Origin of the sequence: Nonomuraea sp. NPDC049624 (assembly GCF_040675255.1) — a bacterium.
Lineage (GTDB): Bacteria > Actinomycetota > Actinomycetes > Streptosporangiales > Streptosporangiaceae > Nonomuraea.
Map to the genome: position 1 here is coordinate 350774 of NZ_JBFAOR010000007.1, position 14295 is coordinate 365068.

Below are 14295 nucleotides of genomic sequence, written 5' to 3' on the forward strand. Positions count from 1 at the left end.
CGCGGCTCCTTGTCGAAGGTTGGGGGGCGATTGGCACCTTAGAGCCAAAGCTTTCTAGTGAAAAGGTTTCTCAAGCAAGAAATCCAGGCCGTCCGCCCTGCCGAGGTGCACCGTGCGCCGCACCTGCCGGTTCAGCAGCGTGAGCGGGCCGCGCGCGCTGACGATCGTGGTGCCGTCGGCGACCGCGTCGAGGGCGGGCACGGCCAGGCTGCCCGCCCGTGCCGACAGGGCGGCGAGCATCGCGACGGCCTCGTAGCAGCCGTGGCCGTGGGCGTTGAGCATGGGGGCGTGCGGGCCGAAGCGTTTGGCGTACCGCTCGGCGAAGTGCAGGCTGGCCTCGGTCGGCAGGTCGCGGAAGTAGCCCATCGACGCGTAGAGCTCGCCGGTGCCGTCGCCGCCGATGCCGAGCAGGCCGTGCTCCTCCAGCGCCCCGCACAGCCGGGCCGCGCCGAGGCCGGCGGCCGCGTAGGCCCGGTTGAAGGCGACCAGGTCGCTGCCGATCAGCGTGAGCAGGATCGCGTCGGGGCGGGCCTCGGCGATCCGGCCGAGCCAGGAGGCCGCCTCGCCGTACCGGACGAACGTCTCGCCGACGACGGTCGCGCCGCGCGCCCGCAACCGGCGCCGGGCGCCCGCGTGCACCAGGCGCGGCCAGACGTAGTCGTTGCCCAGCAGGTACCAGCGGCGCGCCCGGTGGACGCTGACCAGCCATTCGATGCCCGGTTCGAGCTGCCTGCCGGGGGTCTCGCCGAGGAAGTAGACGCCCGGCGCGTGCCCCCCGCCCTCGTACGGCGGCGCGTACACGAACGGGACCCGCCCGCCGAGGGCCGCGACCACGTCGATCCGCACGTCGCTCGCGTGCGTGCCCACCACCGCCTCGACCGTGCCGGACGCGACCAGGCCGGCCACCTCGGCGGCCACCTCGCGCCCCGGCCGCCCGCCGTCGACCAGCACCAGCTCGACCTGCCTGCCGAGCACGCCGCCCCGGGCGTTGACCTCCTCGGCGGCCAGCAGCGCGCAGTTGATCGCGCACGGCCCCACCAGCCCGAGCACCCCCGACACGGGCACGACCAGGCCGATCCGGACCGCGTCCGAGGGGATGAGCCGGGCCTCGAAAGGATCGACGATCGCCGCCACGCCGACGAGTATCCTCCGAACTAGCTCTCTGGTGAAAGGACCTGATCTGTCATGGCTAAATCCGGGCTGGGGTCCTCACTCGCGTACGTGCTCAGCCGCGCCGAACGCGAGGTCACGCGCGGCCTGGCGGCGACCCTGGCCGGCGAGGACGTCACCGTCGAGCAGTGGCGCATCCTGCGCGCGCTGGCCGACGGGCGCGGCCACTCGATGGGGGAGCTGGCCGAGGCGGTGCTCATGCCGCACCCGACGCTCACCAAGGCGGTCGACCGGCTGATCGACCGGGCACTGGTCCACCGGGGCGCGTCGGCGGGCGACCGGCGGCGGGTGGCGGTGTTCCTGGCCGACCGGGGGCGCGACCTGCTGGCCCGCGTGGACGGCGCGGTGGCCGAGCACCACCGGGCCATCGCCGCCGCGTTCGGCCAGGAGCGCACCGAGCGGCTGATGCGCGAGCTGGAAGAGCTGGCCGCGGCCCTCGACCGGGCCTCGGCGCAGGAGCCGGGCCCCGTCAGTCCAGCCAGTACGTGTCGTGGCGGATGAAGAACTCGGCCTTCTCCTCCTCGCTCTTGCCGGCCAGGTCGAGCAGCCCCTCGAAGTAGCCCTCGCGAGGGGCGCCGGGGGCGAAGTGCAGCAGCATGGTCGCGGGCTCGCCGGACTCGTTGCGGAAGGCGTGCACGCCGCCCTCGGGCACGTGCACCCAGTCGCCGGGGCGGGTGTCGATCCAGCGGCTGCCGTCGTAGATCCGCACCGATCCGTCGAGGACGTAGAACGACTCGGAGATCGACTTGTGGAAGTGGGGGCTCGGGCCGGACGGCTCGGGCCCCATCACCCAGCGGTAGAGCCCGAACTGGCCGTTGGTGGTGGCCCCGGTGGCCAGGTAGTGGACGGTGTTGCCGGTCGGGTAGGTCAGCTCGGGGCCGTGCTCGTAGGGCCGGTACGTGGCCGACAGCTCGCCGGTGTCGCCCGAATAGCGTGGTTCCGGATAGGTCATGAGGCCATCCTGCCCGACCCGCCCGCGATCAGCTCTCGCGGTTCTTCCCGTCGTGGCCGGACCACAGCAGCAACGCCAGGCCCGCGACCGCGAGCCCCAGGTAGGCCGCCAGCGGCAGCTCCACGAACCGCCCCACGAACCCCCACTCCGTGTCGAACCAGACGCGCCCGGCGAACCCGCCGAGCCCCTGGATGATGGCCATGACCCCGATGAAACCCCTCATGACCCCGACCGTCGCAGAACGGGACCCGCCCCGGCATCCGACCTTGGGCGGGTCACGTGCGACCAAAGTAGGTCAGGGGTAGAGGCCCCGCATGCTGTGGGCCTCGGCGACCCGGCCCACGCCGATCACGTGCGCCGCCTCCCGCAGCGTCAGCCCGCGTTCGGCGGACATCGACTTGACCTCGGCGAAGGCGCCCTCCATCAGGTCGCGCAGCTTCACCTCGACCTCGCGGGAGCTCCAGGAGAAGGCCTGCATGTTCTGCACCCACTCCAGGTAGGACACGATCACCCCGCCCGCGTTGGCCAGGATGTCCGGCACGACGGTGGTGCCGTTCGCGGCCAGGATCTCGTCGGCCTCCGGCGTGGTGGGGCCGTTGGCGCCCTCCACGATCAGCCGGGCGCGCACGCGGGGCGCGTTGGCCTCGGTGATCACGCCTTCGAGCGCGGCCGGGACGAGGACGTCCACGTCCAGCTCGAACAGGTCGTCGTGGGCCATCGCGTCGGCGTGCGGGTAGCCGGCCACGCCGCCGGTCTCGGCCACCCAGGCGCGCACGCGGGCGACGTCGAGGCCGCCGGGCGCGTAGAGCGCGCCGGTGACGTCGGAGACGGCGACGACCTTGCAGCCCTCGTCGGACAGGTACTGCGCGGCCAGCGCGCCCACCTTGCCGAAGCCCTGCACGGCCACCGTGACGCCCTCCGGCGAGCCCCCGAGCGCGGCCAGGGCGGCGATCTGCACGCCGCGCGAGGTCGAGCCGGTGCGGCCGAGCGAGCCGCCGAGCGTCATCGGCTTGCCGGTGACCACGCCGGGCACCGAGTAGCCGGCGTTGACGCTGTAGGTGTCCATGATCCAGGCCATGGTCTGCTCGTCGGTGCCGACGTCGGGGGCCGGGATGTCCTTCTCCGGGCCGATCAGCGGCAGGATCTCGTTGACGTAGCGGCGGGTGAGCCGTTCGAGCTCGATGGTGGTCAGCGCGCCCGGGTCCACGGCCACGCCGCCCTTGGCGCCGCCGTACGGGATGCCGACCAGCGCGCACTTCCACGTCATCCACATCGCCAGGGCGGTGACCTCGTGGATGTCGGTGCTGGGATGAAAGCGGATGCCGCCCTTGGCCGGGCCGCGCGAGACGTTGTGCTGGACGCGGTAGCCCTGGACGACGTCCATGCGTCCGTCCTCGCGGCGCACCGGGACCGAGACGGTCAGCGAGCGGCGGGGCGTGGCCAGCATCGTGCGGAGGCCGTCGTCGAGCCCGAGGTGGGCGGCGGCCTGGTTGAGTTGGTGGAGAGCGGAGTCGAGCGCTTGTTGACCAGGTGTGATCAGCGCCGGCGTCTTTGACGGCACCATGATGCTCATGGTCGGGTTTCCTCCTGTATGCGCGCCCATTTTGCGGGAGAAGGCGCCGTTGCCTTCCCTCTTGGGCGTGTTGTCTCGATCATCCTAGGCCGGGCAGTTTGACCTTGCCTAGGTTATGAAGGCCTATCCAAGCCGTTGATCAACGTGCTGGGAACGTGCCACTCTGGCAGGCTATCGAGCGAGAGTGTGCCGAATCGTCGAAAACCGGAGGGTTGGATGCCCGAACTCGTGGTTGGGCCGATGTTGCGTCACGTCGACTCGGTCAGCGCCTCGATCTGGGTGGAGACCAGCGAGCCCTGCACGGTCACCGTCGAGACGGCAGACGGGGCTTATCGGTCGCCCACCTTCACCGTGCACGGTCACCACTACGCGATCGTGGATCTCGTTGACCTGTCCCAGGATATCGCCTCCTATTCCGTCAGCCTCGACGGGGACCAGGTCTGGCCGCTGACGGGTCGCCCGGCCAGCCGGGTGCGGCTGCTGCCCGCCGAAGGGCCCCGCAGGCTGGCGTTCGGGTCGTGCCGCACCAGCGTGCCGCACGACTCGGCGCACGTCCGCACCCACGGCGACGACGTGCTGCGCGCCTACGGCGTGAGCCTCATGCGCGCCGACGAGGAGGAGTGGCCCGACCTGCTGCTGCTTCTCGGCGACCAGGTCTACGCCGACAGCCCCTCGCCCCAGATGCTCGACTACATCCACGCGCGCAGGACCACCGAGCCGCAGGGCGAGATCGCCGACTACGAGGAGTACGCCGAGCTCTACCGCCAGGCGTGGACCGACCCGGAGATCCGCTGGCTGCTGTCCACCGTGCCCACCGCCATGATCTTCGACGACCACGACCTGCGCGACGACTGGAACACCTCCCAGCCCTGGCGGGAGAAGATGGCCCTGACGAGCTGGTGGCCGCGCCGCGTGGTGGCCGGGCTCGGCGCCTACTTCGTCTACCAGCACCTCGGCAACCTGACCCCGGCCGAGCGCGCGGCCGACCCGCTGGTGCGCGAGCTCACCGAGGGCGGCGGCGACGGCGGCCCGGCCCTCGACGCCTTCGCCGCCAAGGCCGACGCCGAGCCGAGCAGCAACCGCTGGAGCTACACCCGCGACCTTGGGCACACCCGGCTCATCATGATCGACACCCGGTGCGCCAGGCAGCTCACCCCCGGCGACCGGCGCATGCTCGACCCCGAGGAGTGGGCCTGGCTCCAGGAGCAGGCCGCCGCCCCGGCCGAGCGGCTGGTCATCGGCTCCTCGATCCCGTTCCTGCTGCCCGAGGGCGTGCACGGCGTCCAGAACTGGAACGAGGCGCTGTGCGACGGCAAGTGGGGCCGTACGGTGCAGCGGTGGTCGGAGCAGCTGCGCCAGGCCGTCGACCTGGAGCACTGGGCGGCCTTCCGGCGCTCGTTCGAGGACCTGGGCAGGCTGCTGGTCCGGCTCGGCAAGCCGGCGGTGATCCTGTCCGGCGACGTCCACTACTCCTACCTGGCCAAGGCCTCGGCCGGGCAGATCTACCAGGTCGTCTGCTCGCCGATCCGCAACCCGCTCAGCCGGCTGCTGCGCTGGGCCAACGTGCTCACCCAGTTCGGGCTGGCGACGCTGGTGGGCAGCCTGCTGGCGCGGCTGGCGGGCATCCCGCGGCCGCCGTTCCGCTGGCGGGTGACCAAGGGCCCGCTGTTCCAGAACGCGCTGGCCACGCTGACCTTCCCCGACACCATCACCTGGTACGAGTCGGTGGGCGACGGTGTCCGGCCGATCGACTCGGCCCGGCTGGCGTAGAAATGACCTATGAATGACGACCAGTACTCCAGGGCCGTGCCGTTCTACGACCTGTGGCACGAGGACGGGCACGTCCCCGAGATCCGCGAGCTGCTCCCGCCCCTGCTGAAGGGGGTGCGGGGTGGCGTCATGGAGATCGGCGCGGGCACCGGCCTGATCACCGAGGTGATCGTGCGGGCGACGGAGGGCGAGGTGTTCGCCGTCGAGCCGGCGCTGGCCATGCGGTCGGTGCTGCTGTCGCGGCTGGCCGCCGACGAGGAGGCCCGGCGCCGGGTCACCGTGCTCGCCTGCGGGGCGCTCGACGTCGACGTCGACGAGCCGGTGGCGGCCGTCGTGATGATCTCGGTGCTGCAGGCGTTCCCGGCCGGGCGGCGGGAGGAGTTGTGGCGGGTGCTGGCCAGGCAGCTCGAACCGGGCGGGCTGCTGCTGTTCAACTGGCGCGAGCGGCCCGCGCCCACGCCCGGTGAGCTGGAGCTCATGGGCTCCTACCAGGTCGGGCGGCACGCCTACGAGGTCTGGGGCCAGGTGCTCGACGTCACCGGCGAGACCGTGCGCTCCCGCTTCCTCTACCGGGTCAGGCAGCGCGGCGTGGTGATCGGCGAGGACGAGGTGACCAGCGAGGCCCACCGGCCCGGCGGCGACCGGCTCGCCGCGGAGCTGACGGCGGCCGGGTTCACCAGGGACGAGGCCCCCGACGGCCTGGCCGCCTGGCGAAAGCAGGGAAAGGCGGCATAACCCGAAAAAGGTGGAACCGGGCTTCCGGGTGCGGCCAACAACAGGGTGACCGCATGAGAGAGGACCGGATGTGGTGAGTGTCGAGGACACAACCGCAACGCTGGATGACTCGACCCTGATCGGGCATTCGCTGAGCGATCCTGAGCGTTTCGCCGCGCTGTTCGACCGGCACGCCGACGAGATCCACAGGTACGCCGCCCGCCGCCTGGGCGCCGAGCTGGCCGACGACGTGACGGGGGAGGTGTTCCTCGTCGCCTTCCGCGGCCGCGGCCGCTACGACCGCACCCTGCCCGACGCCCGTCCCTGGCTGTACGGCATCGCCACCAAGGTCGTGTCCCAGCACCGCAGGGCCGAACGGCGGCGCACCGCGGCCATGGCCAGGGTCGGCGCCGAGCGTCCGGGCACGTTCGACGAGCGCAGCGCCGACCGGGTCACCGCCGCGCAGCTCCAGCCCCGCCTGGCCAGGGCGCTGACCAGGCTCAGCGCGGGCGAGCGCGACCTGCTGCTGCTCGTGGCGTGGGCCGACCTGACCTACGAGGACGCCGCGCGCGCCCTCGGGGTGCCCGTCGGCACCGTCCGGTCCAGGCTGCACCGGCTCCGCGTCAAGGTACGCAGGGCGCTCGGCGGCATCGATCCCTTCGCAGAGGAGCCCCAGCATGGATGACGAGATCCGGACGTTCGCCGACGGCAGGCCGCCGGCGCCGCCGTACGAGCCGCAGGCCCGCGCGCGGGCCAGGGAACGGCTGCTGGCCGAGGCGCGCGGCGGGCGGCGCCTGCGGCTGCCGAGGCTGGGCTGGCAGACGGCCGCGGCCTTCGGCGTCACGGTCGTCCTGGTCGGCGGCGTGGCGGTGGCGCTGTCCGGCCAGGGCGGGACGGACGCCCGCCCGGCCACCTCCGTGCTGCTCACGGCCGGCGAGCTGAACCCCCGGCCGGACCAGTTCATCCTGATCGAGTCCGACACCATGTACGGCTCGCGCTCGGTCGACGCCTCCGGCGGGCAGAGCCGCTACCTCTACCGCCAGCACCGCAGGATCTGGAAGTCCGTGGACGGCAGCAAGGACGGCCTGCTGCAGATCGAGGGCCGCGAGCCGCGCCCCTGGCCGGGCCAGTCGCTGCCGGCGAACGCCACGAGCTGGCGGGGCAGCGAGTGGAACCGGCTGGCCGCCTGCCCCGACCGGCGCGGCCCCTACCGCGACGACTACGCCTACCTGAGCACGCTCCCTGCCGAGGCTACGGCCATGCGCGAGCGCCTGTACCAGCCGGCCCCCCAGGGCGGCAAGGACGCCGATCCCGACGCCGTCGCCTTCACCCGCGCCGGCGACCTCGTCAGGGAGAACTACCTGCCCAAGGCGCAGCGCGACGCCCTGTTCGAGGCGGTCAAGTCGATCCCCGGCGTCGAGGCGGCCGAGGGCGTCGCCGACTCCTCGGGACGCGTGGGCGTGGCGCTGGGCCGGGTCGCCGACTGGGGCGTGCGCGAGGAGCTGATCTTCGATCCGGCCGGGCACACGTTCCTGGGCGAGCGGCAGGTCGTGGTCGACGCCAAGGCGGGCGCGCCGAAGGACAGCGTCCTGGCGTTGACGGCCCAGCTCGACGTCTCCGTGGTGGACGCCCCGCCGCAGGCCCCCGACGCCGCCTCCGACGCGAGCTGCATGCCGGAGAGCGTGGCCCCCACACCCGTTCCGTCGGAGTCCGGCTCGACGGCGACGGAGCTGCCGACGGCCGAGGCGACGATCACCTTCACCCCGGAGCCGACCAGCGAGCCCGCGGCCGAGTCGACCGGCGAGCCGGAGACCGAGCCGACCGAGCCGACCGGCACGCCGCGGCCGACGGTGACGCGTACCGTCACCCCTACCCCGATGGAGAGCGCCCCCGCCGGCTCATGACCCCGGGCCGGCCGACCAGCCGGCAGGCCCACCGGGCGCGCCGTCACGGCGGCGCGCCCTTGGGGGGCAGCGGCCGTTTCCTGGAGGGCCGCCGGCCGAAGTACGGCGGGCGGCGTTACCAGGGGAAGCCGTGAAAGACCTAGAGGTCTTCGAGGACGGCGGCGAGCTGGTCGACCGCCCAGACCAGGTCCTCCTCGGAGATCACGATCGGCGGCGCGAGCCGGATCGTGGACCCGTGGGTGTCCTTGGCGAGCACGCCGCGCGCCATCAGCGCCTTGGAGACCTCGCGCCCGGTGCCGAGGGCAGGGTCGATGTCCACGCCCGCCCACAACCCGCGCCCGCGCACCGCCACCACGCCCTTGCCGGCCAGCTCGCGCAGCCGCGCGTGCAGCACCTCGCCGAGCCGGGCGGCCCTGGCCTGGAACTCGCCGGTGTTCAGGATGTCGATGACGGCGATGCCGACCGCGCAGGCCAGCGGGTTGCCGCCGAAGGTGGACCCGTGCTGGCCCGGCTTGATGACCCCGAGGACGTCCTCGTCCGCGGCGATGGCCGAGACCGGCACCACGCCGCCGCCGAGCGCCTTGCCCAGGATGTAGACGTCGGGGACGACGTTCTCGTGGTCGCAGGCGAACGTGCGGCCGGTGCGCCCGAGGCCCGACTGGATCTCGTCGGCGATCATCAGCACGTTGTTCTCGGTGCAGATGCGCCGGACCTCGGTCAGGTAGCCGTCCGGCGGCACCAGCACGCCCGCCTCGCCCTGGATCGGCTCGACGAGCACGGCCACCGTGTTGTCGTCGATGGCCTCCCTGATCGCCTCGGCCGAGCCGTAACGCACGATCCTGAACCCGGGCGTGTACGGCCCGAACCCGTCGTGCGCGTCGGGGTCGGTGGAGAAGCTGATGATCGTGGTGGTGCGGCCGTGGAAGTTGTCCTCCATCACGATGATGTTGGCCTGCTCCGGCGCGACGCCCTTGACCTCGTAGCCCCACTTGCGGGCCACCTTGATCGCGGTCTCGACGGCCTCGGCGCCGGTGTTCATCGGCAGGATCATGTCCTTGCCGGTGAGGTCGCCGAGCCCGGCGCAGAACTGGGCGAACTGGTCGTGGTAGAAGGCCCGGCTGGTCAGCGTGAGGTTCTTCAGCTGCTCCTGGGCGGCCTCGATGATCTTCGGGTTGCCGTGGCCGAAGTTCAGTGACGAGTAGCCCGACAGGCAGTCGAGATAACGCTTGCCCTCGACGTCGGTGACCCACGCGCCGTGCGCCTCGTGGATGACCACGGGCAGCGGATGGTAGTTGTGCGCGCTGCGGCGCTCGCTTACTTCGATCAGCTCTGCGCTGGTGCTCATGTTACTTCTCCCCCCTGATCTCCAGTGTGCAGCACTTGGGACCGCCGCCCGCCTTGCGCAGCTCCGACAGCTCGACCGGGATCACCTCGTAGCCGTGCCGCTTGAGCTCCAGCTGGAGCCCGGACGCCTCGGAGTTGATCACCACGTTCCGGCCGTCGCTGACCGCGTTGAGGCCGAGCACCTCGGCGTCCTCGGCGGTCGCGATCACCGCGTCCGGGAACATCGCGCGCAGCACCTCCTGGCTGCCCTGGGAGAAGGCGCCGGGGTAGTAGGCGACGTTGCGGCCGTCGAGCGGGAACAGCGCGGTGTCCAGGTGGTAGAAGCGCGGGTCGACCAGCTTCAGCGAGACGACCGGGCGGCCCAGGTACTCCTGCGCCTCCTGGTGGGCGACCACGTCGGTGCGGAAGCCGGTGCCGGCCAGGATGACGTCGTCGAGGGTGAGGAAGTCGCCCTCGCCCTCGTTGACGTGCGTGGGCTCCAGCGTCGGGTAGCCGCGCTCGACGAACCAGCGCAGGTAGGCCGGGCCCTCGGGGCCGCGCTCGGGGAAGGTGAAGCGGGCGCCGTAGACCCGGCCGCCGACGACCAGCGCGCCGTTGGCGGCGAACACCATGTCGGGCAGACCCTCGATCGGGTCGATGAGGCTGACCTGGTGCCCGAGCTCCTCGTACGCCGACTTCAGCCCTTCCCACTGCCGGATCGCCACCTCACGGTCGGCGCCGGCCTCGGGGTCCATCCACGGGTTGATGGCGTACTCGACCGCGAAGTAGTCCGGGCGGCACATGAGGAAGTGTTTGGGCATGCAGGGCTCCGTCGTCGTCAGTTCAGGGGAAGTCCCGTATCGGGGAGACGGGGACAGCCTAAGAATTGACGTTTGCGCAGGCCAAGCGGTCCGCATTGCGCGTTGGCGCAGGTCTGTTGCGTCTATCGCCCGACGACGTGCGATCCGTTGCGCGACTCCGTCAGGGCGGCTCCCGGAGGGATGTCCACCAGCCGTGACAGCACGATCGAGCTCTTGGTCCGCACCACGAAAGCCTCCGCCGCGATGCGCTCGATGACCCGCTCGACGTGCCGCACGTCGGTGGCCCTGATGTGCAGCAGCGCGTCGGCCTCGCCGGTGATCGTGGCCGCCGCCACCACCTCGGGGAACTTGGCCACCGCCAGCGCGATGTCCGACGGCTTGGTCTTGCCCTGGCAGAACAGCTCGACGTACGCCTCGGTGGTCCAGCCGAGCGCCTGCGGCGCGACCCGCGCGCTGAAACCGGTGATCGCCCCGCTCTTCTGCAGCCGGTCGACCCGCCGCTTGACGGCCGACGCGCTCAGCCCCACCTGCTGGCCGATGTCCGCGTAGGTCGCGCGGGCGTCGTCGACGAGCGCCGCGATGATGTCACGATCGAGCCGGTCCAGTTCCACGGGCTCTGTATACCGCCTGGCCAGGCTGGCGCGCGACGAGCGCCGCGCGGGAGACTGGGCGTTCGGTCCACTGCCGGAGGATTGCCGCCACATGAATATCGCACGTTTTCCCGAGGGTTTCGTCTGGGGGGTCTCGACGTCGGCCTTCCAGATCGAGGGCGGCACGGCCGCCGACGGCCGCGGGCCGTCCATTTGGGACGCCTTCGCCGGTGGCCCGGCCGACGCCTGCGACCATTACCACCGATATCGCGAGGACGTCTCGCTGATGAAAGAGCTGGGAATGGCCGCGTACCGGTTCTCGGTGAGCTGGCCGCGCATTCTTCCGGACGGGTCGGGAAAGGTGAACCCGGCCGGTCTCGACTTTTACCAGCGGCTGGTCGACGCCCTGCTGGAGGCGGGCATCACGCCGTTGGCCACCCTTTATCACTGGGATCTGCCGCAGGCGCTGCAGGAGCGCGGGGGATGGCCGTCCCGCGACACCGCCCGCTGTTTCGCGGACTACGCGGCGATCGTGGCCGAGCGGCTCGGCGACCGGGTCGCCACCTGGTTCACCGTGAACGAGCCGTGGGTGGCGGCCTTCGTCGGCCACGGCTCGGGGGTGCACGCGCCGGGCCGGCGGTCGGCCGCCGAGGCGTTCAGGAGCGCTCACCACCTGCTGCTCGCCCACGGCCTGGGCGCCCAGGCCCTGCGCGCCGCCGGGGCCGCCGAGGTGGGGGCCGTGCTCAACTTCTCGCCCGTGCTGACGCCGGCCCAGGTCGGCGACTTCGACCGGCCGCTGTCGCAGGAGGACGCCGAGGCCGTGGCCAGGATCGACGCGCTCGTCCACCGGCAGTTCCTCGACCCGATGCTGCGCGGCGCCTACCCCGCCGACCTGCTGCCGGTCATCGAGGAGCACGCCGGGCTCGGGCACGTCCACGACGGCGACCTGGCCGACATCGCGCAGCCGCTCGACCTGCTCGGCGTCAACTACTACGCGCCGGCGGTCGTCCAGGCGCAGCCCGGCGAACCGGCCGACCCGGCTTATCCGGGAAGCGCGGGCGTGCTTTTCAGCACCATTCCCACGGCGGTCACCGCGATGGGCTGGCCGATCGTCCCGAACGCCCTTTCCCGGTTACTGCGGCGGCTCGCCGGCGAACATCCCGACCTTGAACTGATGATCACCGAGAATGGCGCCGACTTCGTCGACACGGTCACTCCCGACGGCATTCACGACGTCGATCGCGTGCAATTCATCGAGGAACATCTACGGGCCCTGCGGACCGCCCTCGAGGAGGGCGCGAAGGTCCGCGGATATCTCGCCTGGACGCTGCTCGACAATCTCGAATGGGCCGAGGGGTACCGGCGCAAGTTCGGCCTCGTGCACGTCGACTTCGACACCCAGCGCAGGCGGCCCAAGGACAGCGCGCTGTGGTACCGCGACGTGATCAGGCGCAACGGCCTGACCGAGGCCCCGCCCAGGCGTCCGACGCTGGAGACGGTGGCCGCCCGCGCCCGCGTCTCCCGGGCCACGGTCTCCCGCGTCGTCAACGGCGAGGCGTCGGTCAGCCCCGAGGTGCGCTCCACGGTCCTGCAGGCCGTCAAGGAGCTCGGTTACGTGCCCAACGCCGCCGCGCGCAGCCTGGTGACCCGGCGCACCGACACCGTGGCGCTCGTGTTGTCGGCGCCCAGGCGCGCCGCCGACCCGATGGTCGCGGCCGTCGTCCAGTACGTGACGAGCCTGCTGGAGGGCGCGGGCAAGCAGATCACCCTCATGCTCGCCGACACCGCCGAGAGCCGGCGCCGCATCGTCCGGCACGCCGAGGCGCGCCAGGTGGACGGCGTCGTCCTGCTGCCGCCCGAGCGGGGCGACACCCTGGCGGAACGGCTCTCGCGCACCGGCGTGCCGCTCGTGCTGCTGGGCCGGCCGCCGGTCGCCTCGCTGGTGCCGTACGTGGACGCCGACAACGCCGGGGGCGCGGCGGCGGCCACCGAGCACCTGCTGGCCACCGGCCGCCGCCGGATCGGCGTGATCTGCGGCCCGATGGACCTGGTCGCCACCCAGGACCGGCTCGCCGGCCACCGCGCGGCCCTCGACCGCGCCGGGCTGCGGCCCAGACTGGCGATCGGCGACCTGACCCGGGCCTCCGGCACGGCGGCGGCCGAGCAGCTCCTCGGCGACGCCCCCGACCTGGACGCGATCTTCGCCGCCGACGACCAGATGGCGATCGGCGCCCTGCTGGCCGCCCGCGCCGCGGGCCGGCGGGTGCCCGGCGACCTGGCGATCGTGGGCTTCGACGACATCGACGCCGCCTCGGCCACCACCCCGGCACTCACCACCGTCCGGGCGCCCGTCACCGAGCAGGCGCTGGCGCTGGCTCGGCTGCTGCTGTCGCGGCTGGAGGGCCGGAGCACCACGCCGGTCGTCCTGCCCACCCGGCTGGTCGTGCGGGAGTCGGCCTAGATCTGCCGCTCGAACAGGCGCGGGAAGACCTTGGACACCTTCGACAGCAGGTACTCGCCGTAGGTGCCGGTGAAGTCGACCTGGCCGTCCCAGCGCTCGCCGGCGGCGTAGGGGAGGGGCGGCACCACGCTGTCCCAGCCGGGGTCGAAGAAGAACGGGTAGCTCAGGCGCTCGTTGCCGCTGAGATTGCGCACGCGGTGCGGGGTCGAGCGGTAGCGGCCGCCGGTGAGCTTGTCGAGCATGTCGCCGATGTTGCAGACGAACGTGCCCGGCAGCGGCGGCGCCTCGATCCAGCCGTCCGCCGTGCGGACCTGGAGGCCGCCGTTGGCGTCCTGGAGGAGGAGGGTGAGCAGGCCGTAGTCGGTGTGCTCGCCCACGCCCCAGGTCTCGTCGTCGTCCGGGGGCGCGGGCGGGTAGTGGAAGATGCGGAACAGGATGGTCGGGTCCGCGGTGTAGCCGGTGCGGAAGTAGCTCTCGTCCAGGCCCAGGCTGAGCGCGATCCCCGACATGACCGCCTGCGCGACCTCCGTCATCGTGTCCAGGTAGGCGAGCACGGCCTCGCGCAGCTCGGGCACCTGGACGGGGAACTGGTTGGGGCCGTGCAGCGGGAGCGGGCCGGGCGGCTGCTCGGCGCCGAAGTAGACGCCCTCCTTCAGGTCCGGCCGCCCGGAGGTCAGCTCGCCGCCCACCGGGAAGAAGCCGCGCCAGGCCGGGCCGCCGCGGTCCATCGAGATCTCGTCCTTGACCTCTGCGGGCAGCGCGAAGAAGCGCCTGGCGGCGGCGTCGAGCCGGTCGAGTAGCTGCTGCGGCACGCCGTGCCCGCGGACGTAGAAGAAGCCGCTGTCCCGGCAGGCCGCGCCGATCGCCGCGCCGACGGCCTGCCTGTCACCGCCCGGGGTGTCGCCGATCAGCGGGGAGATGTCGATCACCGGCAATTCGCGCACCGTCTCATTGTTCCCCATCTCCCGCCGTCACCACCGAACGCCGTCACCACCGAACGCCGTCACCACCGAACGC

At 72.2% G+C, this 14295-nt stretch carries 14 protein-coding genes; 6 read left to right on the forward strand and 8 right to left on the reverse strand.

Annotated features, from left to right (window positions below; all coding sequences use genetic code 11):
• Window positions 1–54 precede the first annotated feature (54 nt).
• Window positions 55–1134 carry a substrate-binding domain-containing protein gene (locus AB0J76_RS29550; RefSeq protein ID WP_352323424.1) on the reverse strand — a complete coding sequence of 360 codons (1080 nt, stop codon included), beginning with the start codon at window positions 1132–1134 and terminating at the stop codon, window positions 55–57.
• A 51-nt stretch (window positions 1135–1185) separates the two neighbouring features.
• Between AB0J76_RS29550 and AB0J76_RS29555 the strand changes: the two genes are divergently transcribed.
• Complete coding sequence (locus AB0J76_RS29555) at window positions 1186–1671, forward strand: MarR family transcriptional regulator (protein WP_352323423.1); 486 nt, start codon at window positions 1186–1188, stop codon at window positions 1669–1671.
• On the opposite strand, the gene AB0J76_RS29560 is transcribed toward AB0J76_RS29555, so the two are convergent.
• The 3 genes from AB0J76_RS29560 to AB0J76_RS29570 form a co-directional block, all read right to left on the reverse strand.
• Window positions 1640–2122: a cupin domain-containing protein gene (locus AB0J76_RS29560; protein ID WP_352323422.1), complete on the reverse strand. Its 483-nt coding sequence runs from the start codon at window positions 2120–2122 to the stop codon at window positions 1640–1642. The two genes, AB0J76_RS29555 and AB0J76_RS29560, sit on opposite strands and share 32 nt — an antisense overlap.
• A 28-nt stretch (window positions 2123–2150) precedes the next feature.
• On the reverse strand, window positions 2151–2345 hold the full coding sequence (locus AB0J76_RS29565; RefSeq protein WP_352323421.1) for a hypothetical protein: 195 nt from the start codon (window positions 2343–2345) through the stop codon (window positions 2151–2153).
• A gap of 72 nt (window positions 2346–2417) precedes the next feature.
• Window positions 2418–3695 (reverse strand): Glu/Leu/Phe/Val dehydrogenase, encoded by a 1278-nt coding sequence (locus tag AB0J76_RS29570; protein WP_352323420.1) that lies wholly within the window; start codon window positions 3693–3695, stop codon window positions 2418–2420.
• 240 nt (window positions 3696–3935) lie between these two features.
• Here AB0J76_RS29570 and AB0J76_RS29575 point away from each other — a divergent pair, with 240 nt between their 5' ends.
• The 4 genes from AB0J76_RS29575 to AB0J76_RS29590 all read left to right on the forward strand — a co-directional run bounded on the left by AB0J76_RS29575 (window position 3936) and on the right by AB0J76_RS29590 (window position 8083).
• Entirely contained in the window at window positions 3936–5465 is a 1530-nt protein-coding gene (locus tag AB0J76_RS29575) for an alkaline phosphatase D family protein (RefSeq protein ID WP_364391128.1), read from the forward strand.
• 9 nt (window positions 5466–5474) lie between these two features.
• Window positions 5475–6200, forward strand: coding sequence for a class I SAM-dependent methyltransferase (locus AB0J76_RS29580; protein ID WP_352323418.1), 726 nt, complete (start codon window positions 5475–5477; stop codon window positions 6198–6200).
• A 73-nt stretch (window positions 6201–6273) separates the two neighbouring features.
• On the forward strand, window positions 6274–6864 hold the full coding sequence (locus AB0J76_RS29585) for an RNA polymerase sigma factor (RefSeq protein ID WP_352323417.1): 591 nt from the start codon (window positions 6274–6276) through the stop codon (window positions 6862–6864).
• Window positions 6857–8083: a CU044_5270 family protein gene (locus AB0J76_RS29590; protein ID WP_352323416.1), complete on the forward strand. Its 1227-nt coding sequence runs from the start codon at window positions 6857–6859 to the stop codon at window positions 8081–8083. Before AB0J76_RS29585 ends, AB0J76_RS29590 begins: the two co-directional genes overlap by 8 nt.
• A gap of 139 nt (window positions 8084–8222) precedes the next feature.
• Here the strand turns inward: AB0J76_RS29590 and rocD are convergent, their stop codons facing one another.
• From rocD to AB0J76_RS29605, 3 genes are all read right to left on the reverse strand, one after another.
• Window positions 8223–9428: an ornithine--oxo-acid transaminase gene (rocD, locus tag AB0J76_RS29595; protein ID WP_352323415.1), complete on the reverse strand. Its 1206-nt coding sequence runs from the start codon at window positions 9426–9428 to the stop codon at window positions 8223–8225.
• A 1-nt stretch (window position 9429) separates the two neighbouring features.
• Window positions 9430–10227, reverse strand: a complete 798-nt coding sequence (gene ddaH / locus AB0J76_RS29600; protein WP_352323414.1) for a dimethylargininase — start codon at window positions 10225–10227, stop codon at window positions 9430–9432.
• Between the two features lie 122 nt (window positions 10228–10349).
• Window positions 10350–10838, reverse strand: a complete 489-nt coding sequence (locus AB0J76_RS29605; protein ID WP_352323413.1) for an Lrp/AsnC family transcriptional regulator — start codon at window positions 10836–10838, stop codon at window positions 10350–10352.
• Between the two features lie 91 nt (window positions 10839–10929).
• Here AB0J76_RS29605 and AB0J76_RS29610 point away from each other — a divergent pair, with 91 nt between their 5' ends.
• Window positions 10930–13278 (forward strand): GH1 family beta-glucosidase, encoded by a 2349-nt coding sequence (locus tag AB0J76_RS29610; protein WP_352323412.1) that lies wholly within the window; start codon window positions 10930–10932, stop codon window positions 13276–13278.
• Here AB0J76_RS29610 and AB0J76_RS29615 read toward each other — a convergent pair.
• Window positions 13275–14222 carry a 2-oxoglutarate and iron-dependent oxygenase domain-containing protein gene (locus AB0J76_RS29615; RefSeq protein ID WP_352323411.1) on the reverse strand — a complete coding sequence of 316 codons (948 nt, stop codon included), beginning with the start codon at window positions 14220–14222 and terminating at the stop codon, window positions 13275–13277. The genes AB0J76_RS29610 and AB0J76_RS29615 overlap by 4 nt on opposite strands.
• Window positions 14223–14295: the final 73 nt, after the last annotated feature.